Genomic DNA, 24,022 nt, shown 5'->3' with positions numbered 1-24,022 from the left:
GGGGCGGCGCGCCATGACGCCCACCGTGCACGACGTGGTCTTCCGCGCGGCCTGCCCCGACTGCCGGGGCTGCTTCGAACTCGGCGCCGCCGCCCTGCGCCTGGCCATCGGGCGCACCGCCAGGACCACGTTCTACTCCTTCACCTGCCCCGACTGCGGTGCCGCGGTCCGCAAGCCGGCCGGGGAGCGCATCGTGGAACTGCTCACCGGCGGCGGGGTCCGCACGATGCGGCTGCACATCGGCTGATCCCGGGCGGCCCGCCCGCCCGGGATCAGCCGGCTCGCGTCCCGGTGGCCCGCGTCACCGGTCGCCCAGGGAGAGGCACTAGGCTCGCCGCATGCTCTGGCTCTTCGTCTGGACCGGTCTGGCGTTCTGCGGGATCGCGGTCCTCGGTGTCCTCGCGATCCGGGTCCACCTGGAGGTCCGCAGGCTCTCCGCGAGCATCGCCGCCGGTTCGCGGGCGATCGCGGGCGCGGCGGAGGAGTTCCAGCGCACCGCGGAGCCGCTGGCGGTCCGGGCGGGCGAGATCGCGCGCCGGTGACCGCCTACGGACGGTACCGGCCGGAGGGGTAGGCTGACGGCGCCGCCTCGGCCGCGGGTCGTCCCGGCCGTCCGGGGGCGGTGACGTGACGGTTCCCCGGGGATTGCCAGGGGTTCACCACAGCGCGTTACCATCGCTCCACCGAGACCCAAGCCGACGACGACGGCTGCCGCACGAGATGAGGACGTGGGTTGCTCAAGTCCGCCCGCAAGACGAAGGACCCCGAGGGGCGGATGCCGCTCGTGGACCACCTGCGTGAGCTGCGCAATCGCCTCGTGAAGTCGTTGCTGGCGGTGGGCGTGGTCACCGCGGTAGCGGCCTACTTCCAGAAGCGGCTGATCGAGTTCCTCGCCCACCCGCTGCTGAAGGCGGTGGGCTGTCACGGCCCCGCCTCCGAACTCCTCAGCGGCGCCCACCCGTGCGCCAACCTGACGGTGAGCGGCATCCTCGGCCCGTTCAGCATCGCCTTCAAGGTGGCGCTGATGGCCGGTGTGGTCTGCGCGGCGCCGGTCTGGCTCTACCAGTTGTGGGCCTTCATCGCCCCCGGCCTGCACGCCCACGAGAAGCGGTACGCGGTCTCGTTCGTCGGCGCGGGCGTGCCGTTGTTCGCCCTCGGCGGCTACTTCGCGTACACGATCCTGCCGACCTCGGCCTCGGTGCTGCTGCACCTGACCCCGGCCCACGTGACCAACCTCGTCCCGGTCGACGACTACATCGACCTGGTGACCCGGATGGTGGTCGTCTTCGGGCTCGCCTTCGAGCTGCCGCTGCTGCTGGTCCTGCTGAACTTCGGCGGCATCCTCAGCGGGCGCAGGATGCTGCGCTGGTGGCGCTGGATGGTCATGGGCATCACCATCTTCACCGCCATCGCCACGCCCACCACCGACCCGGTCGGCATGCTCGCGCTGGCCGTGCCGATCGTCGTGCTCTACTTCGTCGCCGTCGCGATCTCGCTCGTCCACGACCGCCGCAAGGAGAAGCGGGCCGACGACGGGCTGTCGCCGGACGAGGCCTCCGACCTGGACCTCACCCCCGAGGGCCTGCCCGCCGTCGAGCCGGTCGCGACGCCCTCCGCGCTGCCGGAGGCCGACCGCACGGACGGCTTCGACGACGCCACCTGATCGCGGGAACCGCCACCCGATCGCGGGAACAGCGCCACCCCGGTCGCGGGAACAGCGTCACCCGGTCGTGGGGACAGCGCGGAGCCGGGGCCCGGAAAAGATCACGCGGGCTGTCGGACCCGGCCGGTAGGCTCGTAGACACGATGACCGACGAGATCTCACCAGCCGAGCGCTACGCCGCCGCCCGGCGCCGCGCGGCCGAGCAGGCCACCGCCTTCGGCTCCTTCCGCGAGATGTACGACTTCGGCCTGGACCCGTTCCAGATCGAGGCCTGCCAGGAGATGGAGGCGGGCAAGGGCGTGCTGGTCGCGGCGCCCACCGGCTCCGGCAAGACCATCGTGGGCGAGTTCGCGGTCCACCTCGCGCTGCGCGAGGGCCGCAAGTGCTTCTACACCACGCCCATCAAGGCCCTGTCCAACCAGAAGTACGCGGACCTGGCCCGCCGCTACGGCCCCGAGCGGGTCGGCCTGCTCACCGGCGACAACAGCGTCAACTCCGAGGCGCCCGTGGTGGTGATGACCACCGAGGTGCTGCGCAACATGCTCTACGCGGGCTCGCAGACCCTCGACGGCCTCGGCTACGTCGTCATGGACGAGGTGCACTACCTCTCCGACCGCTTCCGCGGCGCGGTCTGGGAGGAGGTCATCATCCACCTGCCGGAGTCCGTCACCCTGGTGTCGCTGTCGGCCACGGTCTCCAACGCCGAGGAGTTCGGCGACTGGCTGGACACCGTGCGCGGCGACACCGCCGTGATCGTCTCCGAGCACCGCCCGGTCCCGCTGTGGCAGCACGTGCTGGCGGGACGGCGGATGTACGACCTGTTCGAGGAGAAGGACGGCGCGGGCCCCGGCGGACGCCTGGAGGTCAACCCCGACCTGGTGCGGCTCGCGCGGATGGAGAACACCCGCACCTTCAACCCGCGCGACCGCCGCCGCCGGGGCTACGAGGCGGACCGCGAGCGCGACCGCCGCCAGCGCAGCCGCATCTGGACGCCCGGCCGCCCCGAGGTCATCGAACGGCTGGACGCCGAGGGCCTGTTGCCCGCCATCACGTTCATCTTCAGCCGCGCGGCCTGCGAGGCGGCGGTCCAGCAGTGCCTGTACGCGGGACTGCGCCTCAACGACGAGGAGGCGCGGGCGAAGGTCCGCGCCATCGTGGAGGAGCGCACCGCCGCCATCCCCGACGAGGACCTCAACGTCCTGGGCTACTTCGAGTGGCTGGAGGGCCTGGAGCGCGGCATCGCCGCCCACCACGCGGGCATGCTGCCGACCTTCAAGGAGGTCGTGGAGGAACTCTTCGTGCGGGGCCTGGTCAAGGCGGTGTTCGCCACCGAGACCCTGGCGCTGGGCATCAACATGCCCGCGCGTTCGGTGGTGCTGGAGAAGCTCGTCAAGTGGAACGGCGAGACGCACGCCGACATCACCCCCGGCGAGTACACCCAGTTGACCGGCCGGGCGGGTCGCCGCGGCATCGACGTCGAGGGCCACGCCGTCGTGCTGTGGCAGCGCGGCATGGACCCGGGGGCTTTGGCGGGCCTCGCCGGGACGCGCACCTATCCGCTGCGCTCCTCCTTCAGGCCCTCGTACAACATGGCGGTCAACCTCGTCGGCCAGTTCGGTCGGCACCGCTCGCGGGAGCTGCTGGAGACCTCCTTCGCGCAGTTCCAGGCGGACCGCTCGGTGGTGGGCATCTCCCGCCAGGTGCAGCGCAACGAGGAGGGCCTGGCGGGCTACCGCGAGGGCATGACCTGCCACCTGGGCGACTTCGATGAGTACGCCCGGCTGCGCAGGGAGCTGAAGGACCGCGAGGCGGAGCTGTCGCGGCAGGGCGCCGCGCACCGCAGGGCGGCCGCCGCCGAGGCGCTGGAGAAGCTGCGTCCCGGCGACATCATCCACGTGCCCGCCGGACGCTTCGCGGGGCTGGCGCTGGTGCTGGATCCGGGCGTGCCCGCCGGACGCAGCCCGGGCCGCTCCCGGCAGCGCCCCGGCTACCACGACTTCGACGACAGTCCCCGCCCGCTGGTGCTCACCGCCGAACGCCAGGTCAAGCGGCTGGCGTCGACGGACTTCCCGGTGCCGGTGGAGGCGCTGGACCGGATGCGCATCCCCAAGTCGTTCAACGCGCGCAGCCCGCAGTCCCGGCGCGACCTGGCGTCCGCGATGCGCTCCAAGGCCGGTTCGGCGGGCATCCACGCGCCCCGGCGCCGCAAGGACCGCTCCGCGGCGGCCGACGACACCGAGATCGCACGGCTGCGCACCGAGATCCGGGCGCACCCGTGCCACGGCTGCGACGAGCGCGAGGACCACGCCCGCTGGGCCGAGCGCTACCACCGACTCCAGCGCGACACCCGGCAGTTGGAGCACCGCATCGAGGGACGCACCAACACCATCGCCCGCACCTTCGACCGCATCTGCGCGCTGCTGACCGAACTCGGCTATCTGGAGGGCGACACCGTCACCGGCGACGGGCGACGGCTGTCACGGCTGTACGGCGAGCTGGACCTGCTGGCCAGCGAGTGCCTGCGCGATCGTGTCTGGGAGGACCTGGGCCCGGCCGAACTGGCCGCCTGCGCCTCGGCGTTGGTCTACGAGGCCCGCGCGGCCGACGACGCGCTGCCGCCGAAGGTGCCCGGCGGCGCGGCGCGGGAGGCGCTGGCCGAGATGGTCCGCATCTGGTCGCGCCTGGACGACCTGGAGGAACGGCACAAGATCAACCAGACCGAGGGCGTCGGCCAGCGCGAGCCCGACCTCGGCTTCGCCTGGATCGCCCATCAGTGGGCCTCCGGCAAGGGGCTGGACGCGGTGCTGCGCGAGGCGGACATGCCGGCCGGTGACTTCGTGCGCTGGACCAAGCAACTGATCGACGTGCTGGGCCAGATCGCCGAGGCGCCGCCGCAGGACAGCACCGTGCGGCGCACGGCCCGCAAGGCGGTGGACGGGCTGCTGCGCGGGGTGGTCGCGTACTCCTCGCTGGGCTGAGGGGAGCGGGCGCGGGCGGGCGCCTCAGCCCCGGTCCGCCGGGACGGCCGCGCCGTCCAGCCGCAGGGCCAGCGCGGTCAGCTCGGGGGTGCGCAGGACGCGCCCAGGGCTGCCGGGCAGCAGTACGTGCAGGTGGTGCGTCCAGCGTGCCGGGATCGCGGCGAGGCCGTACACCGCGCCGGCCAGCCCGCCGGTGACCGCCGCCACGGTGTCGGTGTCGCCGCCCAGGTCGACCGCCGCGCCGAGCGCCGCCTCAAAGGAGGCGGTGCTGCGCAGCGCCCAGACGGCCGAGCCCAGGCAGGGCCACACGGCGCCGTTGAACTCGGTGGCCCGCGACGGATGCCAGTCGGGGCCGAGCACCCCGGCCCAGCGGTCGCGGTGCGCCGGATCGACGGCGTCGAGCGCGTCGGGCAGCGCGGCGCACGGGTCCCCGCCGTCCAGCGCGATCCGCAGCAACTCGTGGTAGAGCGCCGAGCCTTCCCACGCGGACGGGTCGCCGTGGGTGAGGGCGGCGAGCGCGCGGGCCGCCTCCATGGTGTCCTGCCGGCCCAGCGCCGCGTAGTAGACCGCCGAGGTGGTGGCCCGCATCAGGGCGCCGTTGCCCGCGGCGCGGCGGTGGGTGCCGTAGTACCGGGCCGCCGCCAGGTCCCACGGCTCGCCGGAGGTCAGCACGGCCTCCGTCTGGAGCCCGACGTCCTTGGGCTCGGCCGCGGCCCAGCGCTGGAAGCGGGCGAAGACGTCGGCCGGGTCGAAGCCGCCGCGCTCCAGCAGGGATTCGGCGACCAGCACGGCCATCTGCGTGTCGTCCGTCGCCTCGCCCGCCTCCCAGCCGCCGCCCGCGCACATCATCCCCACGCCGTCGGGAAACCGTGCCCGGTACGCCCCCGGCGGGCCGAACTCGAACGGTGCGCCCAGCGCGTCGCCGGTCGCGGATCCCACGACCGCCCCGGCCACCCGATCCTCACGTCGCATGCCGGCGACGCTATCGGTCCCTCCGTCCGGCGCCGCCGCCACGCGCCGCATCCGTGAGTGAGCGTCTGGCAAAACCACGAACGGCCGGGGTTCACGGTGAACCCCGGCCGTGGGCAGCCGGTATGACGGAGTGTCAGGGGGCGGCGTCGGATGGCGTCTCGTGCGGCCGGGTCAGGAAGCGGTGCCGCTCTCCTGCTCGGACTCCACCTGGCGGTTCCAGTCGGACTTCGACGCCTGCCAGCCGTCCTCGTCGGCGCCGGTGCGCCAGTAGCCCGAGACCGACAGCAGTTCGCGCTCGATCTGCCGCTCCACGCGCAGGTAGCGGCGCAGCTCCTTGACGAAGTTCGCCTCGCCGTGCACGAAGACCTGCGGGGTCCCGGCCGGGAACGGCAGCGCCCGCACGGCCCCCACCAGCGCCTCGCCGATGGGACGGGCGTCGCGGTGCAGCCAGGTGATGCGGACGCCGGACGGGGCCTGGAGCTTCTGTTCCTCCCGCTCGTCGGCGACCTCGACGAACACGTGCGCCACCGCGTCCTCGGGCAGCCGCTCGACCGCCGCGGCGATCGCGGGCAGCGCGCTCTCGTCGCCCGCGAGCAGGTGCCAGGCGGCCGTCGGGTCCGGGGCGTAGGCGCCTCCCGGGCCGCTGAACAGCAGCTCGTCGCCGGGCCGCGCGTTCGCCGCCCACGGGCCCGCGATGCCCTCGTCGCCGTGGTGCACGAAGTCGACGGTCAGCTCGCCGGCGTCCGGGTCCCAGTGCCGCACGGTGTAGGTGCGGGTGCGGGGCCACTGCTCGCGCGGCAGTTCCTCGCGGACGCGCCGCAGGTCGAACGGCTCCGGGAGGGTGGTGCCGTCCTGCGGGAAGATCAGCTTCACGTAGTGGTCGGTGTACGTGCCCGCGGTGAAGCCGTCGAGGCCGCCTCCGAGCACCACCCTGATCATGTGCGGGGTCAACCGCTCGGTGCGCAGGACGCTCGCCCGGAAGACCGGACGCGACCTGCGCTGCGGGGCCTCAGCCATACACGCTCCCTGATCACACGAAGTCTATGAGTTAGGTAAGCCTAACCTCATATCCCGCTCTGTGGAAGGGTTTTCCGGTCGTCATCGATATATCGGCGACGTATCAGATGTCTATCATACGTGTGCGTTGGCCAAAGCTTCGACGGTCCGGCGAAGCGAACTGCCCAGACCCCACCGGCTCGACAGCTCCTCCAACGCCGCCGGGTCGGCCGGCTCACCCGGCAGCGCCGGGTCGAACCGCGGCAGCGGCACGTCCCGGGCCACCCTGACCACCTTCGGCGCCACGGCCAGATAGGCGGTCGCCTCCAGCAGGCGCTTGCGCTGCGCCGGGGTCAGCCCGGAGGCCGGATCGGCTGCCGCGGCCTGGATCCCGGCCAGGTCGCCGTACTGCGCCAGCAGCTTCGACGCCGTCTTCTCGCCGATCCCCGGGACCCCGGGCAGCCCGTCGCTGGGGTCGCCGCGCAGTAGCGCCAGGTCGGCGTAGCCCGCGCCGTCCACGCCGTACTTCTCGCGCAGCGCCGCCTCGTCGGTGACGTTCAGCGTGCCGACGCCCTTGACCGGGTACAGCACCCGCACCCCGCGCGCGTCGTCCACCAGCTGGTAGAGGTCGCGATCGCCGGTGACGATGTCCACCGGCCCCTGGGCGCGCTCGGTGAGGGTGCCGATGACGTCGTCCGCCTCGTAGCCCGCGACGCCGACGCGGGCGACGCCCAGCGCGTCGAGCACCGCCTCGATCACCGGCACCTGCGGTGACAACGTGTCCGGCACCTCCTCCACGTCGGACCCCGCCGGGACCTCCTCGGCCACCCGGTGCGCCTTGTACGAGGGGATCAGGTCGACCCGCCACTGCGGCCGCCAGTCCGCGTCCATGCATGCCACCAGCTCGCCGGGAGCGTGGTCGTCGACGAGCCGGGTGATGAAGTCCAGCAGCCCGCGCACGGCGTTCACCGGCGTCCCGTCCGGCGCCTTCACGGACTCGGGGACCCCGAAGTAGGCCCGGAAGTAGAGGCTGGCGGTGTCGAGCAGCATCAGACGTGAGGTCATGCGGGCGATGATGCCCTACCGGGGGCGTGACCCGGAGGTGCCGCAGGGTGCGCCGCGCGGGCGGCTCGCCGGGTGTGGAGCCGTCCCGCGGGCCCCTGCCGTTCGTCCCGCAGCCCTCCGTTCATAAAAACGATCAAATCACCCTGTACTGCCCTCGATCGCTGTGACCCGGCCCACTCTTTGTTTGTCCCGTACAACCCCGGGCAGCGGCTCGTGCTGGAGCGGCCCGGATCTGTCGGGCCGCCTTCGTTCGATCCGAGAGGTACGTGTGTCCACCCTTCAAGCCGACCACTTGTTCAAGGTCTTCGGGAGACATCCCGAGGACGCGGTACGCGAGCTCCAGAGCGGAGCGGAGCGTGACGCGCTGCGCGACGGCGGGACGACCGCCGCCGTGATCGACGCGTCGTTCACCGTCGAGCCCGGCGAGATCTTCGTGGTCATGGGTCTCTCCGGTTCCGGCAAGTCCACGTTGCTGCGCATGCTCAACGGACTGCTGGAGCCGACCACCGGGCGTGTGCTCTTCGACGGCCAGGACCTGACCGCGCTCGACCCGCGCGAACTGCGCCGGGTCCGCTCCCGCGAGATCAGCATGGTCTTCCAGCACTTCGCCCTCTTCCCGCACCGCAGCGTGCTGGAGAACGCCGCGTACGGGCTCCAGGTCCAGGGCGTCGAGCGCGCCGAGCGGCTGCGCCGCGCCACCGAGGCGCTGCGGCTGGTCGGGCTCGACGGCTGGGAGAAGTCCTGGCCCGACGAGCTGTCCGGCGGCATGCAGCAGCGCGTCGGCCTGGCCAGGGCGCTGGCCACCGACGCCAAGCTGCTGCTGATGGACGAGTCGTTCAGCGCGCTGGACCCGCTGATCCGCCGCGACATGCAGGACCAGCTGCTGGAACTCCAGCGGACCCTGCGCAAGACCATCGTCTTCATCACCCACGACCTCAACGAGGCCATGCGGCTCGGCGACCGCATCGCCGTGATGCGCGACGGCCGGATCACCCAGATCGGCACCGCCGAGCAGATCGTCACCGAGCCCGCCAACGACTACGTGGCCTCGTTCGTCAAGGACGTCGACCGCTCCCGCGTGCTGACCGCCGCCTCCGCCATGGTGGAGCCGGAGCGCCCGGACGCGGGCGCGTGCGGCTGCGAGGCCGTCACCGCGGGCACCCCGCTGGCCGACCTGCTCGCGGTGAGCGCCCGGGTGCCGCACCCGGTCGCCGTACGCGACGAGGCCGGGGCGCTGCTCGGCGTCGTGCCCCGGCAGCGGCTGCTGACCCTGCTCGGCGACCACGAGGGCGGTCCGCTGCCCTGCGACGCCGCTTCCACGGACAAGGAGGTGGCCGGTGCCTAGGCTGCGTCTCGGTGACTGGGTGAACAACGCCGTCATCTTCCTCACCCACCACTTCGCCTGGCTCTTCGACGCCATCAGCAGCGTCGTGTCCGGCATGTACGACGGCGTCAACGCGGTGCTGTCGGCGCCCTCGCCGCTGCTGATGGCCGGGATCCTGGCCGTGCTGGCGTTCTGGCTGCGCGGACTGACCGCCGCGGTGCTGGCGTTCCTCGGGTTCGCGCTGGTGGACTCCGTGCAGCAGTGGGGTGCGGCGATGCAGTCGCTGTCCCTGGTGCTGGTCGCGACCGTGATCACCATCGTGATCGCCGTCCCCGTGGGCATCGCCGCCGCCCGCCGCAAGGGCGTTTCCGCCGCGGTGCGCCCGGTGCTGGACTTCATGCAGACGATGCCCGCGTTCGTCTACCTCATCCCCGGCATCATCTTCTTCGGCCTGGGCACCGTCCCCGGCGTCATCGCCACCATCGTCTTCGCCATGCCGCCCGGCGTGCGCATGACCGAGCTGGGCATCCGCCAGGTCGACGGCGAACTCGTCGAAGCCGCCGAGGCGTTCGGCACCACCCCGCGCGACACCCTGCTGCGCGTCCAGCTCCCGCTGGCCCTGCCGACCATCATGGCGGGCGTCAACCAGGTCATCATGCTTGCCCTGTCCATGGTCGTCATCGCGGGCATGGTCGGCGCCGGGGGCCTCGGCGCCCAGGTCTTCACCGCCATCAGCCAGGTCAACGTCGGCCTGGGCTTCGAAGGCGGCATCTGCGTCGTCATCCTGGCGATGTACCTGGACCGGATGACCGGCGCCCTCGGCAGCCGGGTCTCGCCGGTCGGCCGCCGCGCCCTGGCCAAGGCCGCCTCCGCGTCGCCGCGCACCTCGCAGGTGCTGCGCTACCGGCCCAGCACCGCCGTCGCCACCGTGGGCGTCGTCGTCCTCGCGCTGGTCGCCGGCGGCGTCGGGATCTGGGGCGGCAACGGCGACGGCGCCCCCAAGGTCTCCGCAGCCGACAACATCGGCAAGGGCAAGACGATCAACCTGGGCTACATCTCCTGGGACGAGGGCATCGCCTCCAGCTTCCTGTGGAAGGAGATCCTGGAGGAACGCGGCTACAAGGTGAACGCCAAGACCTACGACGTCGGCGCCCTGTACACCGGCATGGCCGACGGCAACGTCGACTTCCAGACCGACTCCTGGCTGCCCACCACGCACGCCCAGTACTGGAAGAAGTACGGCAAGGACCTCACCGACCTCGGCTCCTGGTACGGCCCGACCTCCGAGGAGATCTCGGTGCCGTCCTACGTCAAGGACGTCCACTCGCTGGCCGACCTCAAGGGCAAGGCGTCGGAGTTCAACGGCCAGATCATCGGCATCGAGCCGGGCGCGGGCGAGATGAGCATCATCAAGAACAAGGTGCTGCCCGCCTACGGCCTCGACAAGGAGTACACCCTCACCACCGGCTCCACGCCGGGCATGCTGGCCGAACTCCAGCGGGACTACGCGCAGAAGAAGCCGGTGGCCGTCGTGCTGTGGTCGCCGCACTGGGCGTACGACAAGTACAGCCTGACCAAGCTGAAGGACCCGATGGGCGCGTTCGGCACCGGCGACCACATCCACACGCTGGGGGCCAAGGACTTCCCGTCGAAGTTCCCCGCGGTCGCCGGATGGCTGAAGAACTTCCACATGAGCGAGAAGGACCTGACCAGCCTGGAGGCGTCCATCCAGGACGCGGGCCAGGGCAACGAGCAGCAGGGCGTGCGCGATTGGCTGAAGAAGCACCCCGGCCTGGTCGACCAGCTCGCCCCGGTCAAGGGCGCGGCGGCGAAGGCCGCTTCGGCCTGACGGTGTGAACGGCCGGCTGTCCTGTGGACACCGGTCCCGCCGCGAGGGGCGCGGCGCGGGACGACCCGCGCCGCGCCCCTCGGCGTTCCCGTCGGCGACGACCGGCGCCGTACGATCGAGGCGGCAACCGCATCGTGGACCGGGCAGCCGCATCGCGGTCCGCCGAGCCGAAGGAGCCCGACGTGCGCGTGGTCTCGCTGGTCCCGTCGCTCACCGAGGCGGTCGCCGTCACCGCGCCGGGACTGCTGGTCGGCGCCACCGACTGGTGCACCCACCCGGCAGACCTCGACGTCGTACGCGTCGGTGGCACCAAGAACCCCGACACCGCCCGCATCGCCGGCCTCGGACCCGATCTCGTGATCGCCAACGAGGAGGAGAACCGCGCCCCCGACCTCGCGGCGCTGCGGGACGCGGGCCTGCGGGTGATGGTCACCGAGGTCCGCGATCTCGACCAGGCGTTCAGCGAACTGCACCGGGTCCTGGTCGACGGCTGCCGCCTGCCCCGACCGGGCTGGCTCGACGACGCCGAACGCGCTTGGCGTGCGGTGGAGCCGCCGACCCGCCGGCTGCGCGCGGTCGTTCCCGTGTGGCGGCGCCCGTGGATGGTGCTGGGCCGCGACACCTTCGCGGGCGACCTGCTGGCGCGGCTCGGCGTGGACACCGTGTACGCCGCGCACCCCGAAAGGTATCCGCGCATCCCCATCGATGAACTGAACGACTGCGGGGCGCAGTTGGTGGTCCTGCCGGACGAGCCGTACCGCTTCGCGGCCGACGACGGGCCCGAGGCGTTCCCCGGGATACCCGCCGCGCTGGTGAGTGGCCGTCATCTCACCTGGTACGGGCCGTCGTTGACGCGGGCGCCCGCCGTGCTGGGGGAGGCGCTGCGGGGCTGAACGGCCTTGCGCCACCCCTCAACCGCCTTGTGCGCGAGGGGTCATGGACTCGCCGGGGGACGCTCCCCGGGGGAGATCCGGGCCAGGTTCTCGATCGCCGCGCTCAGCCAGACCTCGGCGTCGCCCACGTGCAGCATCGTCGGGCCGTCCGCGTGGTCGGCCGCCGCCGCGTGCAGCGCGACCGGCAGCGCCTCGGCGGACGGCCCGGACCGCCGCTCCGCCCGGGCGGCCCGCACGTGTGCCGCCTCCTCGCGGTAGGCGTCGGCGGTCGCCGCGGCCGACCGCAGCAGATGGTCCGCCGCGCGCGGTGACGCCGCCAGGGCGTCCGGCGGGCAGCGGCGCAGCAGCGCCTCCGTGCCGCGCACCAGGAACTGGCCCGCCAGCAGCGTCGCCTGCCAGTCCACGCGGGTCATCCGCGGATCGCGGCGCTCGCTCTGGTACTGGGCGAACGCCGCCTCCGCCAGCAGCATCCGGTGCCGCGCCCCGGGCAGCGCCGCGCGGTCGCCCTCACCGGGACCCGGCCGGGGCAGCGGGCGCCCGGTCAGCAGCGCTGCGGTGTCCTCGACCACCCGGGCCGTCGCGGTCAGCAACCCGGCCGCCGTACGGCACAGTTCGCCACTGCCGCCGCGCGGCCACGCGCACAGCCCGGCCATCGCGCCCACCAGCGCCCCGGCCAGCACGTCCTCCGCCCGCGCCTCCGCCAACCGCCAGTTCGCAGGCGCCAGTTGACCGAACGCCATCGCCACCACCACGGTGAACAGCCCCTGCCCCCAGCCCACCCCCAGCAGCGGACCCAGCACGAACGCGATCAGCATCACCACCGGCAGCGCGGCCACGTAGAAGACCGGACGGTGGCCGAAGCCCAGCAGCAGCGCGGCGGCGACCGCGGCGCCCACCAGCGTGCCGGTCAGCGCCGGACGCAGCGCGGTACGGGTGTCGGACGCCGATCCGCGCATCAGCGTGAGCGTCGCCAGCATCACCCAGAAGCCGTGCGACAGGTCCAGCGTCCCGGCCACCACGCGCGCCGCCGCCAGCGCGAGCGCGGTACGCACCGCGCTCTGGAACGGCACCGAGCGCGGCGTCAGGTGCAGCCGTGCCCGGTGCCACCACAGCTCCACCGGACCCCGGTCGGCGTACCACAGCGGGCCCGGCCGCTCGGCGGGCGGCGTGTCGTCCGGCGGCACCGGCGCGCCCCGGCACACCCGGGTGGTCAGCACCACGAAACGCACGACGATCGCCATGTCCAGCGCGACGCAGTTGATCCGCAGCCGTGTGGTGTCCGGCAGCCCGGTGCGGCGGGCGGCGGCACGTTCGCGTTCCGCGGTGAACGCGGCGATCGCCTCGTCCAGCGGCTCGGCCGGGGGCGCGGGCCCCGAACCGGCGAAGGCGTGGGCCGCCTGCCGCAGCGCGCGGGCCGTCGCGTCCTGGAGCCCGGTGACGCGCGGATCGGCCCCGTTCGCGCACTCCACCAGCCCCGGCAGCCGCTCGCAGCGCACGGCGGCGTACCGCAGGGCGGCGGCCGCCTGGCTGCGCGCCCGGTCGCGCACCCCGGGCGACGCGGGACGCAGCATGGGCGGCACGGTGCTGAACCGCAGCCGTTCCATCGCCTCCCGGGTGCGGCGCAGTGCCCGCTCGCCGCTGCCGGGGCCCGCCGCCGGGGAACCCGCCGCCACCGCGTCCACCGCGTCCGCCAGGTCACCCGCCGCCCGGGCGAGGCGGTCGGTGTAGGGGGAGGGCGGTGGATCGGGCCACAGGAGGAGTTCGCCCACGGCCAGCAGGCCGACGCCGATGGTGACGCCGGCCAGCCGCGAGGACAGCGAGCCGGGATCGTACGGCGGGAAGCACGGCAGGATGTAGAAGAGCTGGAGCCCGCTGCTCAGCCCCACCACGCGCGGGCCGCCCACGCCCGCGTACGAGACCACGAACCCCACCAGCAGCATCCCGCAGGCCGCCGCCCAGGTGCGCACCGCGAGCGCCGTCCCCGCCGCGATGAGGGCGTAGGCGACGGGCAGCACGCACACCAGGGTCGCCGCCCGGCGTCCCGGGCCTCCGCCGAGCTGCGACAGCGCGCCGAAGGCGACCGCGCCGAAGAGCGCGTAGACGGCCATGACCGGGTCGGACAGCCCGTAACGGCAGGCGTAGAAGCCGCCGACCGCGGCCGTGGTGGTGCGGACCGCGTGCCGCACGGTGACCAGTCCTGGGTCCCGTTCGCGCAGCCGCGCGACGACACCATGAGGCAGCCCGCGCACGCCCCGAGCGTAGGCCGCCCCGGTGGGCGCCGCGACCGCGCGGTCCGCGCGGCCGGTCCGGTCAGCCGCCGCAGAGGCCGAGCATGACGCTCTTGTCCGGGGCGGTCACCGGCAACTGGTACTTGAGCGCCACCTGGGCGAACCGCACCACGTACGCGCAGCGGATCGCCTTGCTCGGCGGCAGCCAGGACGCGGGACCCGAGTCGCCCTTGGCGGAGTTGGCGGGGCCGTCGACCGGCAGGAGGTTGAGGGGGTCGTTGGCGATCTGCTCCCGCTTCGCCTTGGTCCAATGGGCGGCGCCCATCTGCCAGTCGTAGGACAGCGGCATCACGTGGTCGATCTGGACGGTGGTGGCGTGTTGTTTGGTCCAGTCGATGACCTTTCCCGTGTACGGGTCGTCCAGCGTCATCGACGTCACCACGCAGTTCGACCCGGCCCGGAACGCCACGTCCTGGCCGTCCCGCTTCAGCACGTCGTCGCGGGTGTCGCAGCCGTTGTGGGCATAGGGGACACCATTGGCGGAGTCCATCCAGGCGTAGCCGAACTGCTCGCGCGAGTAGCCGGTCTTCGGGCCGCGGCCCTTCGTCGTCACCTTCGCGATCAGCGCCCGCGCGGCCGCCCGGTCGGCGCTCGACGTGAGGGGCGCGAGCCCCGGCTCGGTGCCGTCCGGGTCGGCCAGCGGGCTGGTGGCGTGACCGGTGGCGGCCGACGTCGCGGGCCCGGACCCCGCCGGGCCGTCCGCCGCGTCACCGCCGACCGCCCGGCACCCCGGGACCAGGGCCAGCGCCGCCACCACCGCCACCGGTATTCCGGCCCACCGACGCACACCGCCTGACGACGACCGCCCGCGCATGATCGTTTCCCCTCCCCGCCGCGGTCGTGACCGCGGCCCCTCCGTCCCCGTGACGGACTCCTACCCGCGCGCCGCCGCTTCCACCAACGCCCGCACCACCCGGGTGTCGTCGCCCACCTCCGGATGCCACTGCACGCCCAGCGCGAAGCCCGGCCCGGTCGACTCCAGCGCCTCCACGGTGCCGTCCTTGGCCGTCGCCGACGCCACCAGGCCCGCGCCCAGCCGGTCCACGGCCTGGTGGTGATGGCTCGCCACGTCCAGCGCATGGGGCAGCAGTTCACCGATCCGGGTGCCGGGGACGGTCTCGACCGCGTGGTCGGTGAAGACGCCGGGGCGGGGGTTGTGGCCGTCGTGGCCGACCGTCTCGGGCAGGTGCTGGGCGAGCGTGCCGCCCGCGGCGACGTTCATCAGCTGCATGCCCCGGCAGATGCCGAGCACCGGCAGTCCGCGCTCCAACGCCGCCCGCAGCAGGGCGAGTTCCCACGCGTCGCGTTCCGGGCAGGGCGTGCCGGTGCGCGGATGCGGCGCGGCGCCGTACAGCTCGGGGTCGAGGTCCTCGCCGCCCGCCAGCACCAGGCCGTCCAGCCGTTCCACCAGCAGGGCGGCCGCCTCCGGCGTCTCGTCCGGCGGCAGCATCACCGCGAGCCCTCCGGCGGCGCGCACGTACGAGGGGTAGAAGGCCGGCAGCAGCGCGGCGCGCATCGACCACGCGCCCCAGTGCGCCTCGGTGAAGTAGGTGCTGATCCCGATCAGCGGCTTGCTGTCCAACGCGTCGCCTCCCCATCCGGCGGTGCCACGCGACATCCGGCCCCACCACGGCTTCCCTGCCACGGCATCCGGCCCTGCCGCAGGTCAATGGTACGCAACCATACCTTTGGCCCGTTCGCGGGCGCGGCGGCCGGGCGGGGCGTCTGCGCGGCGCGGGTGCGCGGCGCGGGTGCGCGGCGCGGGTGCGCGGCGCGGGCGCGCGGGCCGGGAGCCGCCGGTCAGGTGAGGAAGCCGCGCAGCAGTGACGCCGTGCCCGCGCAGTGCTCGCGCATCATCTCGCGGGCCCCGTCGGTGTCGCCCTCCAGGATCGCGTCGAGCAGCGCCGCGTGCTGGTTCTGCGAGTGCTCCAGGTTGCGCACCAGCAGCGGGATGCGGTCCAGCAGGTCGTTGACGGTCGCCCGCACGCCCGCGTACGCGGCGGCCAGCGACGGCGACCCGGACAGCTCGGCCAGCGTCAGGTGCAACCGGGTGTCCAGCCTGCGGTACTCGCCCAGCGGCGCGTCGTTGGTCGCCGCCAGGCATATCTGGAGGCGGTCCTCCTCCTCGGCGGTCAGCTCCCGTGACGCGCACAGCTCCGCGGCGCCCACCTCCAGCACCTCGCGGAACCGCAGCACGTCGGCCACGTCGATCCGGGCGACCGCCCGGCGCAGCTCGTCGCGGCCCGCCGCGCCCGGGTCCGCGTCGGCCAGCGCGCCGGCCCGGTAGCGCACGAAGGTGCCGCCGTACCGTCCGCGCCTGCTCTCCACCAGGCCCTGGTCCTGGAGCACCTTCAGCACGTCCCGCAGCGTGACCCGGCTGATCCGCAGCCGTTCCGCCAACTCCCGCTCGGACGGCAGGCGTTCGCCGTAGGAGACCAGGCCGAGCCGCAGCACCTGGAGGATCTGCTCCAGCGCCTCCTCGAAACCGCTGCCCGCGCGCACCGGCCGCAGCACGGTGGACAGCCCCTCGTCGCCGCCCGGGAGGCGGTCGCCCCCGGCGTCCCGCGGCTCGCTCATCGATCTTCCTCCCGCGCCCTCTTCCCAACCAAAGGTCTCTGTGCATACCTTATAGCTCCCGGTCCACCGACAGGAGGCTCACCCCGTGGCAGACCGTACGCCGCCGCTGTCCGCAGATGAACTGCGCCGCCTGGTCGACTCCGGCGAGATCGACACCGTCGTGCTGGCCTTCACCGACATGCAGGGCCGCCTCCAGGGCAAGCGCTTCGCCGCGCGCTTCTTCCTCGACGACGTCCTCGACCACGGCACCGAGGGCTGCAACTACCTGCTCGCCGTCGACGCCGAGATGAACACCGTCGACGGCTACGCGATGTCCTCCTGGGAACGCGGCTACGGCGACTTCGCCATGCACCCGGACCTCTCCACCCTGCGCCGCACCCCGTGGAACCCCGGCACCGCCCTGGTCACCGCCGACCTCGCCTGGCACGACGGCACCCCGGTCGTCGCCTCCCCGCGGCAGATCCTGCGCCGCCAGCTCGACCGGCTCGCCGAACGCGGCTGGAGCGCGCACGTCGGCACCGAGCTGGAGTTCATGGTCTTCAACGACTCCTACGAGGACGCCTGGAGCCGCGGCTACCGGGCCATGAACCCCGCCAACCAGTACAACGTCGACTACTCCGTCCTCGGCACCGGCCGCGTCGAGCCGCTGCTGCGCCGCATCCGCAACGAGATGGCCGCGGCGGGCATGACGGTGGAGTCCGCCAAGGGCGAGTGCAACCTCGGCCAGCACGAGATCGCCTTCCGCTACGACGAGGCGCTCACCACCTGCGACCAGCACGTCATCTACAAGACCGGGGCCAAGGAGATCGCCGCCCAGTCCGGCAAGTCGCTCACCTTCATGGCCAAGTACGACGAGCGCGAGGGCAACTCCTGCCACATCCACCTGTCGTTGCGCGACGAGGCCGGACACCCGGTCTTCGCCGACCCCAGCGGCGAGGCGGGCATGTCGAAGACCATGCGGCACTTCCTCGCCGGACAGCTCGCCGCGCTGCGCGAGTTCACCCTGCTGTACGCGCCGAACATCAACTCCTACAAGCGCTACCGCCCCGGCTCCTTCGCGCCCACCGCCGTCGCCTGGGGGCCCGACAACCGCACCTGCGCCCTGCGCGTCGTCGGCCACGGCCACTCGCTGCGCTTCGAGAACCGCGTCCCCGGCGGCGACGTCAACCCCTACCTCGCCGTCGCCGGACTGATCGCGGCAGGGCTGCACGGCGTCGACGAGCGGCTGGACCTGGAGGCGGCCTGCACCGGCAACGCCTACCGCGCCGACGCCGCCCACGTGCCCGCCACCCTGCGCGAGGCCGCCGAGCTGTGGAGCGGCGGACCGCTCGCCCGGGCCGCCTTCGGCGACGAGGTGGTCGACCACTACGCCAACATGGCCCGCGTCGAGCAGGACGCGTACGACAGCGCCGTCACCGACTGGGAACGCTTCCGCTCCTTCGAACGCATGTGACGCGACCGACCGCAGGCGACGCGACGAGCCCGCCCCCGGAGCCGGGCAGTCCGCCGCCCGCCGTCCCCGGAGCCCCGCAGCCAAAGGAAACCCCCGTGCCCGACCAGCACCCCACGGAACACCTCGTACTCAACCCGGCGACCGAGGAGTTGATCGCCACCGTCCCCGCCACCTCGCCGCAGGAGGTGGACGCCGCCGTCGCCCGCGCCGTCCGCGCGCAAGCCGCCTGGGCCGCCACCGCCCCCGCCGACCGGGCCCGGCTGCTGCGCCGGTTCGCCGCGGTCGTGGACCAACACCGCGAGGAACTGGCCGCGTTGGAGGTCCGCGAGGCGGGCCACCCGATCGGCAACGCGCGCTGGGAGGCGGGCAACGTCCGCGACCTGCTGGAGTACGCGGCCGGGGGAGTGGAGCGCCTCAACGGCGCGCAGATCCCGGTGCCCGGCGGCCTGAACGTCACCTTCCACGAACCGCTGGGCGTCGTCGGCGTCATCGTGCCGTGGAACTTCCCCCTGCCCATCGCGGGCTGGGCCACCGCCCCCGCGCTCGCCGCAGGCAACGCCGTCGTGCTCAAGCCCGCCGAGACCACCCCGCTCACCGCCCTGCGGCTGGCCGAACTCGCCCTGGAATCCGGCCTGCCCGAGCACCTCTTCCAGGTGCTGCCCGGCGCGGGCCCGGTCGCGGGTGCGGCGCTGGTCGACCACCCGGACGTCGCCAAGATCGTCTTCACCGGGTCCACGACCGTCGGCAAGCAGGTCATGGCCCGCTGCGCCGCGCAGGTCAAGCGGGTCACGCTGGAACTCGGCGGCAAGAGCCCCAACATCGTCTTCGCCGACGCCGACATCGAGGCCGCCGCGCTGGCCGCGCCGATGGCGTTCCTCGACAACACCGGCCAGGACTGCTGCGCCCGCACCCGCATCCTGGTGCAGCGCTCCGTGTACGAGCGGTTCATGGAGCTGCTGGTGCCCGCCGTGCTGGGCGTGACCGTGGGGGACCCGGCCGACCCGGCGACCGCGGTGGGCCCGCTGATCTCCGCCGCCCAGCGCGAACGCGTGCGCTCCCACGTCCCCGAGGACGCCCCGGCCGCCATCCGCGGCGAGGTCCCGTCCGGCAAGGGCTTCTGGTACCCGGCGACCGTGCTCACCGGCCTCGCGCCGGACGCGCCCGCGGTCACCGAGGAGATCTTCGGGCCGGTGGCCGTGGTGCTGCCCTTCGAGGACGAGGCGGACGCCGTACGGCTGGCCAACGCCACCTCCTACGGGCTCGCCGGATCGCTGTGGACCCGCGACGTCGGCCGCGCGATCCGGGTCTCCCGCGCCGTCGCCGCGGGCAACCTGTCGGTCAACTCGCACAGCAGCGTGCGCTACTGGACCCCCTTCGGCGGCTTCAAGGGATCGGGCCTCGGCCGCGAACTGGGCCCCGACGCGCTGACCGCCTTCACCGAGACCAAGAACGTCTTCATCAGCACCGAGGAGAGCCGACCGTGACCGACCAGCACCCCACCCCCGTCTGCCGCCGCCTGCCCGGCCGTACCGCCGTCGTCACCGGCGCGGGCAGCGGCATCGGGCTGGCCACCGCGCGCCGCCTCGCCTCCGAGGGCGCCCACGTGGTGTGCGCGGACATCGACGAGACCGCGGGCAAGGCGGTGGCCGACGAGGTCGGCGGCCTGTTCGTCCGGGTCGACGTCACCGACGCCGAACAGGTCGAGGCGCTGTTCAAGACCGCGTACGACACCTACGGCTCGGTGGACGTCGCCTTCAACAACGCGGGCATCTCGCCGCCCGACGACGACTCCATCCTCACCACCGGCCTCGACGCCTGGCGCCGCGTCCAGGAGGTCAACCTCACCTCCGTCTACCTGTGCTGCAAGGCCGCGCTGCCCTACATGCAACGGCAGGGCAAGGGTTCCATCATCAACACCGCCTCGTTCGTCGCGGTGATGGGCGCCGCCACCTCGCAGATCTCCTACACCGCGTCCAAGGGCGGCGTGCTGGCGATGTCGCGGGAGCTGGGCGTGCAGTTCGCCCGCGAGGGCATCCGGGTCAACGCGCTGTGCCCGGGGCCGGTCAACACCCCGTTGCTGCGGGAGCTGTTCGCCAAGGACCCGGAGCGCGCGGCGCGCCGCCTGGTGCACATCCCGCTGGGCCGGTTCGCCGAGGCCGAGGAGATCGCCGCCGCGGTCGCCTTCCTGGCCAGCGACGACTCGTCGTTCATCACCGGCTCGGAGTTCCTGGTCGACGGCGGCATCGCGGGCGCCTACGTCACCCCGGTGTGATCCGCACCCCGGTGTGATCCGCGCCGGCCGCCCGCGAGCCGGGGCCGATGACCTGACGTCACGTCACATCACAGGAACGTCAGGCCCTCGCCCCGGTACGTGGGCACCGTCGCGGTCACCCGGTCGCCCTCGATCAGGTGCAACTGCGCGAACCTCTCGCACAGTTCGCCCGCCTTGGCGTGCCGGAACCACACCTTGTCGCCGATCAGCAGGTCGTCGGCGGCCGACCCCAGCAGCGGCGTCTGCACCTCGCCCGCGCCCTCCTGCGGGTCGTAGGCCAGCCCCCGCGGCAGGTACGGCTCCGGCAGCCGGTCGGGGCCCGCCGCACCGGAGGCCGGGTAGCCGCCGCCCAGCACGGTCACCACGCCCACCCCGGGCCGCCGCACCACCGGCTGGGCGAACAACGCCGCCGGACGCCCGCGGAACGAGGTGTAGTTGTCGAACAGCCTCGGCACGTACAGCCCGGACCCGGCCGCGATCTCGGTGACCGCGTCCTCCGCCGCCGTGTGCTGCACACTGCCGGTGCCGCCGCCGTTGACGAACTCCAGCTCCGGCGCCACCGCGCGCACCGCCCGCACCACCTCGGCCCGCCGGGCGGCCAGCTCCCGGCGGGAGACCGACTGCATCAGGCGCACCGCCCGGGACCGCAGCGGCTGCCCGACGACGTCGTCCCCCACCCCGGCGACGTGGCCCTCGTACGCCATCAGCCCCACCAGCCGGAACCCCGGACGGCGTGTCACCTCCCGTGCCAGCGCCGCGAGTTGGGCCGGTTCGCGCAACGGGGAGCGGCGCGCCCCGATGCGTACCCGCCCGCCCAGCAGCCGCAACGAGGTGTCCAACTCCAGGCAGACACGCACCTGTTGGCCGACCCCGTCGCGCGCGGCGTCGATCAGGTCCAGCTGCGCGACGTCGTCGACCATCACGGTCACCACGTCCGCGAGCTTCTGATCGCCTGTCAACTCCGTGTAGGCCGCGCGGTCCACCGAGGGGTACGCCAACAGCACGTCCTCGAACCCGGCCCGCGCGAGCCACAGGGATTCGGCCAAGGTGAACGACATGATCCCGGCGAACCCGTCGTGCGCCAGCACCCGTTCCAGCAGGGCACGGCAGCGCACGGACTTGCTCGCCACCCGGATCGGCTTGCCGTGCGCCCGGCGCACCAGATCCGCCGCGTTGGCGTCGAAGGCGTCCAGGTCCACGACCGCGAGCGGCGCGTCCAGATGGGCGGTGGCCCGGTCGTAGCGGGCCCGGTCGGCGGCGCGATCAGACATGCGGGCAGCTTGCACCGTGCCCGCCCGCCGGACAAGCCCCACGGCGACCCGGCACACGGGTCACGGCGGCGCGGGGGCGGCCGGACCGGCGTCCCGCGCGGCGCGGGAGGACGGCCGAACCGGTGTCACGGGCGGCGCGAGGCGGCCGGACCGGGCGCCGACCCACAGGCGCAACCCGTAGAGTTACCGCCAGCCGGTCCCGCCGCAGGTCCGGCGTCACGTACGCGTGGCCTGCACGCACCGGCCAGGAGGGGGCACCGGGTGGGAGCCGGAGTCGACAATGGCGCGCCGCGCCCCGCTCCGCCACCACGCCCGCCCCACCCGCCCGGCATCCCGCACGGCGCGCCACCCGCCTACGGCCCCCACCCCGGGCAGCCGTTCGCGCCGCCCGCGCCCTCGGCTCAGGGCATCGCCCGCCGGGCCGCGAACGCCGGGAAGGCGGCCAGGGCCGCCGTCGCCGCCGGGATCTGCCTGGTCCTGGGCGTGGGCCTGCTGACCGGAGCCCTCATCGGCCACTGGGTCGACAACCCGGCCGAGGCGCAGACCGGATCCGACGTCGCCGCCCGAGCCTTCACCGAGGCACGCTCCGCCTGGCACAGCGCCCCGGTCGACTCTCTCTTCCCGCCCACCGTGAAGGGCACCGACGCGGGTCCGGGCGGCGCCGACCGCACCTGGACCCGGGTCGGCGTTGCCCCCGACGGCGGCTGCGCTGGTGCCTTCGACCCGCCGCTCGCCACTGCGCTCGCGCCGCTGGGCTGCGCGCGGCTGCTGCGGGCCACGTACACCGACGCGACCTCCAGCGACGTCACCACCGTCGGCATCCTGGTCACCACCGCGGACCCCGCCGCCACCGCCGCGTTCAGCACCCACTGGACCGCCTCGCACCTCGGCGACCGCACCGACGCCCTGCCCAGGCCGGTCGCCTTCCCCGGCACGGACGCGGCGGGCTTCGGCGCCGCCCAGCGCGCCAGCTGGACGGTCAACGTCTCCGCCACGCTCCCGCTCGTCGTCTACGCGGTCAGCGGCTTCGCCGACGGCCGCAGCGTCGACGCGCCCCAGCCCGCCGCCGCGGCCACCGTGCGCGGCGCCACCACCGTCCCCGCGCAGTCCGGCCTGGGCGACGACGCGGCCGGCCTCGCGCAGGCGATCGCGGGCCGCTACGCCGCCGCCGTCCCCGACGCGCTCGACCCGGGCCCGACCCCGGCCGGACAGGGGGCACCGTGAGGCGCGGAACGCGACGGGCCCACGCGGTCGTCGCCGTGCTGCTGGCGTGCCTGGCGACGGCCCTGCTGCCCGGCGCGCCCGCCGCCCGGGCCGACTCGATACGCGACCAGCAGTGGCCGCTGACCACGCTGCGCGCGGCGCAGGCGTGGCGCACCAGCGAGGGCGAGGGTGTCACCGTCGCGGTGCTCGACACCGGCGTGGACGGCACCCACCCCGACCTCACCGGCCAGGTGCTGCCCGGCACCGACCTGGTCGGCTTCGGCGCGAAGCGCGGCGACTCCTCCTGGGCCCGGCACGGCACCGCGATGGCCGGGATCATCGCGGGCCACGGACACGGGCCCGGCGACAGCGAGGGCGTGATGGGGATCGCGCCGCGGGCGAAGATCCTCCCGGTGCGGGTGATCCTGGAGGACACCGACCCCAAGCGGCAGCAGGCCCGCGAGACGCGCGGCGGCGCCCTGGCCCAGGGCATCCGCTGGGCCGCCGACCACGGCGCCGACGTCATCAACCTCTCGCTCGGCGACGACAGCAAGACCGCCCACCCCGACGCGGCGGAGGACGACGCCATCCAGTACGCGCTGGACAAGGGCATCGTGGTCGTCGCCTCCGCGGGCAACAGCGGCCAGAGCGGCGACCCCGCCTCGTACCCGGCGGCCTACCCCGGCGTGATCGCGGCGACCGCCGTCGACCGCTACGGGCACCGCGCCGCCTTCTCCACCGAACGCTGGTACGCGACCGTGGGGGCGCCCGGCGTCGACGTGGTGATCGCCGACCCGGACCGCGACTACTACGAGGGCTGGGGCACCTCGGCGGCGTCGGCCTACGTCTCCGGCGTGGTCGCGCTGATCCGCTCCGCGTACCCCCGGCTGAGCCCCGGCCAGATCCGCACCCTGCTGGAGACGACGGCCACCGACGCTCCCTCCGGCGGGCGCGACGACGCGGTCGGCGCGGGGGTGGTCGACCCGGTGGCCGCACTGGCCGCCGCGGCCCGGCTGCGGCCCACCGCGCAGAAGCCCGCCGCCGCGGCCTACGCCCACCGCTACTTCGGCTCCGGCCCCGCGTCCGGCGCCCCCAGGACCGTGGCGGCGGGCACCTCGGGGCTGGCTCCGGCCGCCGCGATCGCGGGGCTGTGCCTGCTGGCGGTCGCCGGGGCGCTGCGGGTGTACGTCTGGCGGCTGCGCGGCTGAACGGCCCGCG

General features: G+C 73.8%; 20 protein-coding genes. 12 read left to right on the top strand and 8 right to left on the bottom strand.

Translation table 11 applies throughout. From position 1 onward, the window contains the following. Window positions 1-13 precede the first annotated feature (13 nt). The 4 genes from K7472_RS06050 (at window position 14) to K7472_RS06035 (ending at window position 4,641) form a co-directional block, all read left to right on the top strand. Window positions 14-247 (top strand): hypothetical protein, encoded by a 234-nt coding sequence (locus tag K7472_RS06050; protein ID WP_252395148.1) that lies wholly within the window; start codon window positions 14-16, stop codon window positions 245-247. 91 nt (window positions 248-338) lie between these two features. Beyond that, on the top strand, window positions 339-542 hold the full coding sequence (locus K7472_RS06045; RefSeq protein ID WP_109454055.1) for a hypothetical protein: 204 nt from the start codon (window positions 339-341) through the stop codon (window positions 540-542). A gap of 191 nt (window positions 543-733) precedes the next feature. After that, a complete protein-coding gene (gene tatC / locus K7472_RS06040; RefSeq protein ID WP_222974773.1) occupies window positions 734-1,663 on the top strand; it encodes a twin-arginine translocase subunit TatC in 930 nt (309 codons plus the stop codon). A gap of 143 nt (window positions 1,664-1,806) precedes the next feature. Then, on the top strand, window positions 1,807-4,641 hold the full coding sequence (locus K7472_RS06035; protein WP_222974771.1) for a DEAD/DEAH box helicase: 2,835 nt from the start codon (window positions 1,807-1,809) through the stop codon (window positions 4,639-4,641). Window positions 4,642-4,665: 24 nt separating this feature from the next. Here K7472_RS06035 and K7472_RS06030 read toward each other — a convergent pair whose 3' ends face one another. From K7472_RS06030 to K7472_RS06020, 3 genes are all read right to left on the bottom strand, one after another. Further along, window positions 4,666-5,613, bottom strand: coding sequence for an ADP-ribosylglycohydrolase family protein (locus tag K7472_RS06030; protein WP_222974769.1), 948 nt, complete (start codon window positions 5,611-5,613; stop codon window positions 4,666-4,668). Window positions 5,614-5,784: 171 nt separating this feature from the next. Continuing rightward, entirely contained in the window at window positions 5,785-6,630 is an 846-nt protein-coding gene (locus K7472_RS06025; RefSeq protein WP_222974766.1) for a siderophore-interacting protein, read from the bottom strand. A 114-nt stretch (window positions 6,631-6,744) separates the two neighbouring features. Beyond that, complete coding sequence (locus tag K7472_RS06020; protein WP_252395147.1) at window positions 6,745-7,674, bottom strand: 5'-3' exonuclease; 930 nt, start codon at window positions 7,672-7,674, stop codon at window positions 6,745-6,747. Between the two features lie 268 nt (window positions 7,675-7,942). Between K7472_RS06020 and K7472_RS06015 the strand changes: the two genes are divergently transcribed. From K7472_RS06015 to K7472_RS06005, 3 genes are all read left to right on the top strand, one after another. After that, window positions 7,943-9,019, top strand: a complete 1,077-nt coding sequence (locus K7472_RS06015; RefSeq protein WP_222974764.1) for a quaternary amine ABC transporter ATP-binding protein — start codon at window positions 7,943-7,945, stop codon at window positions 9,017-9,019. Then, window positions 9,012-10,847, top strand: a complete 1,836-nt coding sequence (locus K7472_RS06010) for an ABC transporter permease/substrate binding protein (protein ID WP_222974761.1) — start codon at window positions 9,012-9,014, stop codon at window positions 10,845-10,847. The genes K7472_RS06015 and K7472_RS06010 overlap by 8 nt, the downstream gene beginning before the upstream one ends. Before the next feature lie 182 nt (window positions 10,848-11,029). Next, on the top strand, window positions 11,030-11,740 hold the full coding sequence (locus K7472_RS06005; protein ID WP_222974760.1) for a helical backbone metal receptor: 711 nt from the start codon (window positions 11,030-11,032) through the stop codon (window positions 11,738-11,740). Between the two features lie 41 nt (window positions 11,741-11,781). Here the strand turns inward: K7472_RS06005 and K7472_RS06000 are convergent, their stop codons facing one another. The 4 genes from K7472_RS06000 to K7472_RS05985 all read right to left on the bottom strand — a co-directional run bounded on the left by K7472_RS06000 (window position 11,782) and on the right by K7472_RS05985 (window position 16,605). Then, window positions 11,782-13,989 carry an FUSC family protein gene (locus K7472_RS06000; protein WP_222974758.1) on the bottom strand — a complete coding sequence of 736 codons (2,208 nt, stop codon included), beginning with the start codon at window positions 13,987-13,989 and terminating at the stop codon, window positions 11,782-11,784. Between the two features lie 61 nt (window positions 13,990-14,050). Further along, window positions 14,051-14,842, bottom strand: a complete 792-nt coding sequence (locus K7472_RS05995) for an HNH endonuclease family protein (RefSeq protein ID WP_222974756.1) — start codon at window positions 14,840-14,842, stop codon at window positions 14,051-14,053. Window positions 14,843-14,902: 60 nt separating this feature from the next. Next, a complete protein-coding gene (locus K7472_RS05990) occupies window positions 14,903-15,646 on the bottom strand; it encodes a gamma-glutamyl-gamma-aminobutyrate hydrolase family protein (protein WP_222974754.1) in 744 nt (247 codons plus the stop codon). A 182-nt stretch (window positions 15,647-15,828) separates the two neighbouring features. After that, window positions 15,829-16,605 carry a FadR/GntR family transcriptional regulator gene (locus tag K7472_RS05985; RefSeq protein ID WP_222974753.1) on the bottom strand — a complete coding sequence of 259 codons (777 nt, stop codon included), beginning with the start codon at window positions 16,603-16,605 and terminating at the stop codon, window positions 15,829-15,831. Window positions 16,606-16,690: 85 nt separating this feature from the next. Between K7472_RS05985 and K7472_RS05980 the strand changes: the two genes are divergently transcribed. The 3 genes from K7472_RS05980 to K7472_RS05970 all read left to right on the top strand — a co-directional run bounded on the left by K7472_RS05980 (window position 16,691) and on the right by K7472_RS05970 (window position 20,330). Then, a complete protein-coding gene (locus tag K7472_RS05980; RefSeq protein WP_222974751.1) occupies window positions 16,691-18,058 on the top strand; it encodes a glutamine synthetase family protein in 1,368 nt (455 codons plus the stop codon). Between the two features lie 95 nt (window positions 18,059-18,153). Continuing rightward, complete coding sequence (locus K7472_RS05975; RefSeq protein WP_222974749.1) at window positions 18,154-19,542, top strand: aldehyde dehydrogenase family protein; 1,389 nt, start codon at window positions 18,154-18,156, stop codon at window positions 19,540-19,542. Next, a complete protein-coding gene (locus K7472_RS05970) occupies window positions 19,539-20,330 on the top strand; it encodes a 3-oxoacyl-ACP reductase (RefSeq protein WP_222974747.1) in 792 nt (263 codons plus the stop codon). The genes K7472_RS05975 and K7472_RS05970 overlap by 4 nt, the downstream gene beginning before the upstream one ends. A gap of 68 nt (window positions 20,331-20,398) precedes the next feature. Here K7472_RS05970 and K7472_RS05965 read toward each other — a convergent pair whose 3' ends face one another. Beyond that, window positions 20,399-21,601: an amino acid deaminase/aldolase gene (locus K7472_RS05965; protein ID WP_222974746.1), complete on the bottom strand. Its 1,203-nt coding sequence runs from the start codon at window positions 21,599-21,601 to the stop codon at window positions 20,399-20,401. Between the two features lie 261 nt (window positions 21,602-21,862). Between K7472_RS05965 and K7472_RS05960 the strand changes: the two genes are divergently transcribed. Together K7472_RS05960 and mycP are read left to right on the top strand one after the other, a co-directional pair. Beyond that, window positions 21,863-22,825, top strand: coding sequence for a hypothetical protein (locus K7472_RS05960; protein ID WP_222974744.1), 963 nt, complete (start codon window positions 21,863-21,865; stop codon window positions 22,823-22,825). Further along, window positions 22,822-24,012: a type VII secretion-associated serine protease mycosin gene (gene mycP, locus K7472_RS05955; RefSeq protein WP_222974742.1), complete on the top strand. Its 1,191-nt coding sequence runs from the start codon at window positions 22,822-22,824 to the stop codon at window positions 24,010-24,012. Before K7472_RS05960 ends, mycP begins: the two co-directional genes overlap by 4 nt. Window positions 24,013-24,022 lie beyond the last annotated feature (10 nt).

The sequence above is a fragment of the Streptantibioticus parmotrematis genome (genome assembly GCF_019890615.1).
GTDB classification, from domain to species: domain Bacteria; phylum Actinomycetota; class Actinomycetes; order Streptomycetales; family Streptomycetaceae; genus Streptantibioticus_D; species Streptantibioticus_D parmotrematis.
This window is presented reverse-complemented; position numbering and strand designations above follow the sequence as displayed.

Coding starts and splice junctions, on each gene's coding strand:
- K7472_RS06050 (WP_252395148.1), top strand. CDS start 14: ATGACGCCCACCGTGCACGACGTGGTCTTCCGCGCGGCCTGCCCCGAC.
- K7472_RS06045 (WP_109454055.1), top strand. CDS start 339: ATGCTCTGGCTCTTCGTCTGGACCGGTCTGGCGTTCTGCGGGATCGCG.
- K7472_RS06035 (WP_222974771.1), top strand. CDS start 1,807: ATGACCGACGAGATCTCACCAGCCGAGCGCTACGCCGCCGCCCGGCGC.
- K7472_RS06030 (WP_222974769.1), bottom strand. CDS start 5,613: ATGCGACGTGAGGATCGGGTGGCCGGGGCGGTCGTGGGATCCGCGACC.
- K7472_RS06025 (WP_222974766.1), bottom strand. CDS start 6,630: ATGGCTGAGGCCCCGCAGCGCAGGTCGCGTCCGGTCTTCCGGGCGAGC.
- K7472_RS06020 (WP_252395147.1), bottom strand. CDS start 7,674: ATGACCTCACGTCTGATGCTGCTCGACACCGCCAGCCTCTACTTCCGG.
- K7472_RS05995 (WP_222974756.1), bottom strand. CDS start 14,842: ATGCGCGGGCGGTCGTCGTCAGGCGGTGTGCGTCGGTGGGCCGGAATA.
- K7472_RS05990 (WP_222974754.1), bottom strand. CDS start 15,646: ATGTCGCGTGGCACCGCCGGATGGGGAGGCGACGCGTTGGACAGCAAG.
- K7472_RS05985 (WP_222974753.1), bottom strand. CDS start 16,605: ATGAGCGAGCCGCGGGACGCCGGGGGCGACCGCCTCCCGGGCGGCGAC.
- K7472_RS05965 (WP_222974746.1), bottom strand. CDS start 21,601: ATGTCTGATCGCGCCGCCGACCGGGCCCGCTACGACCGGGCCACCGCC.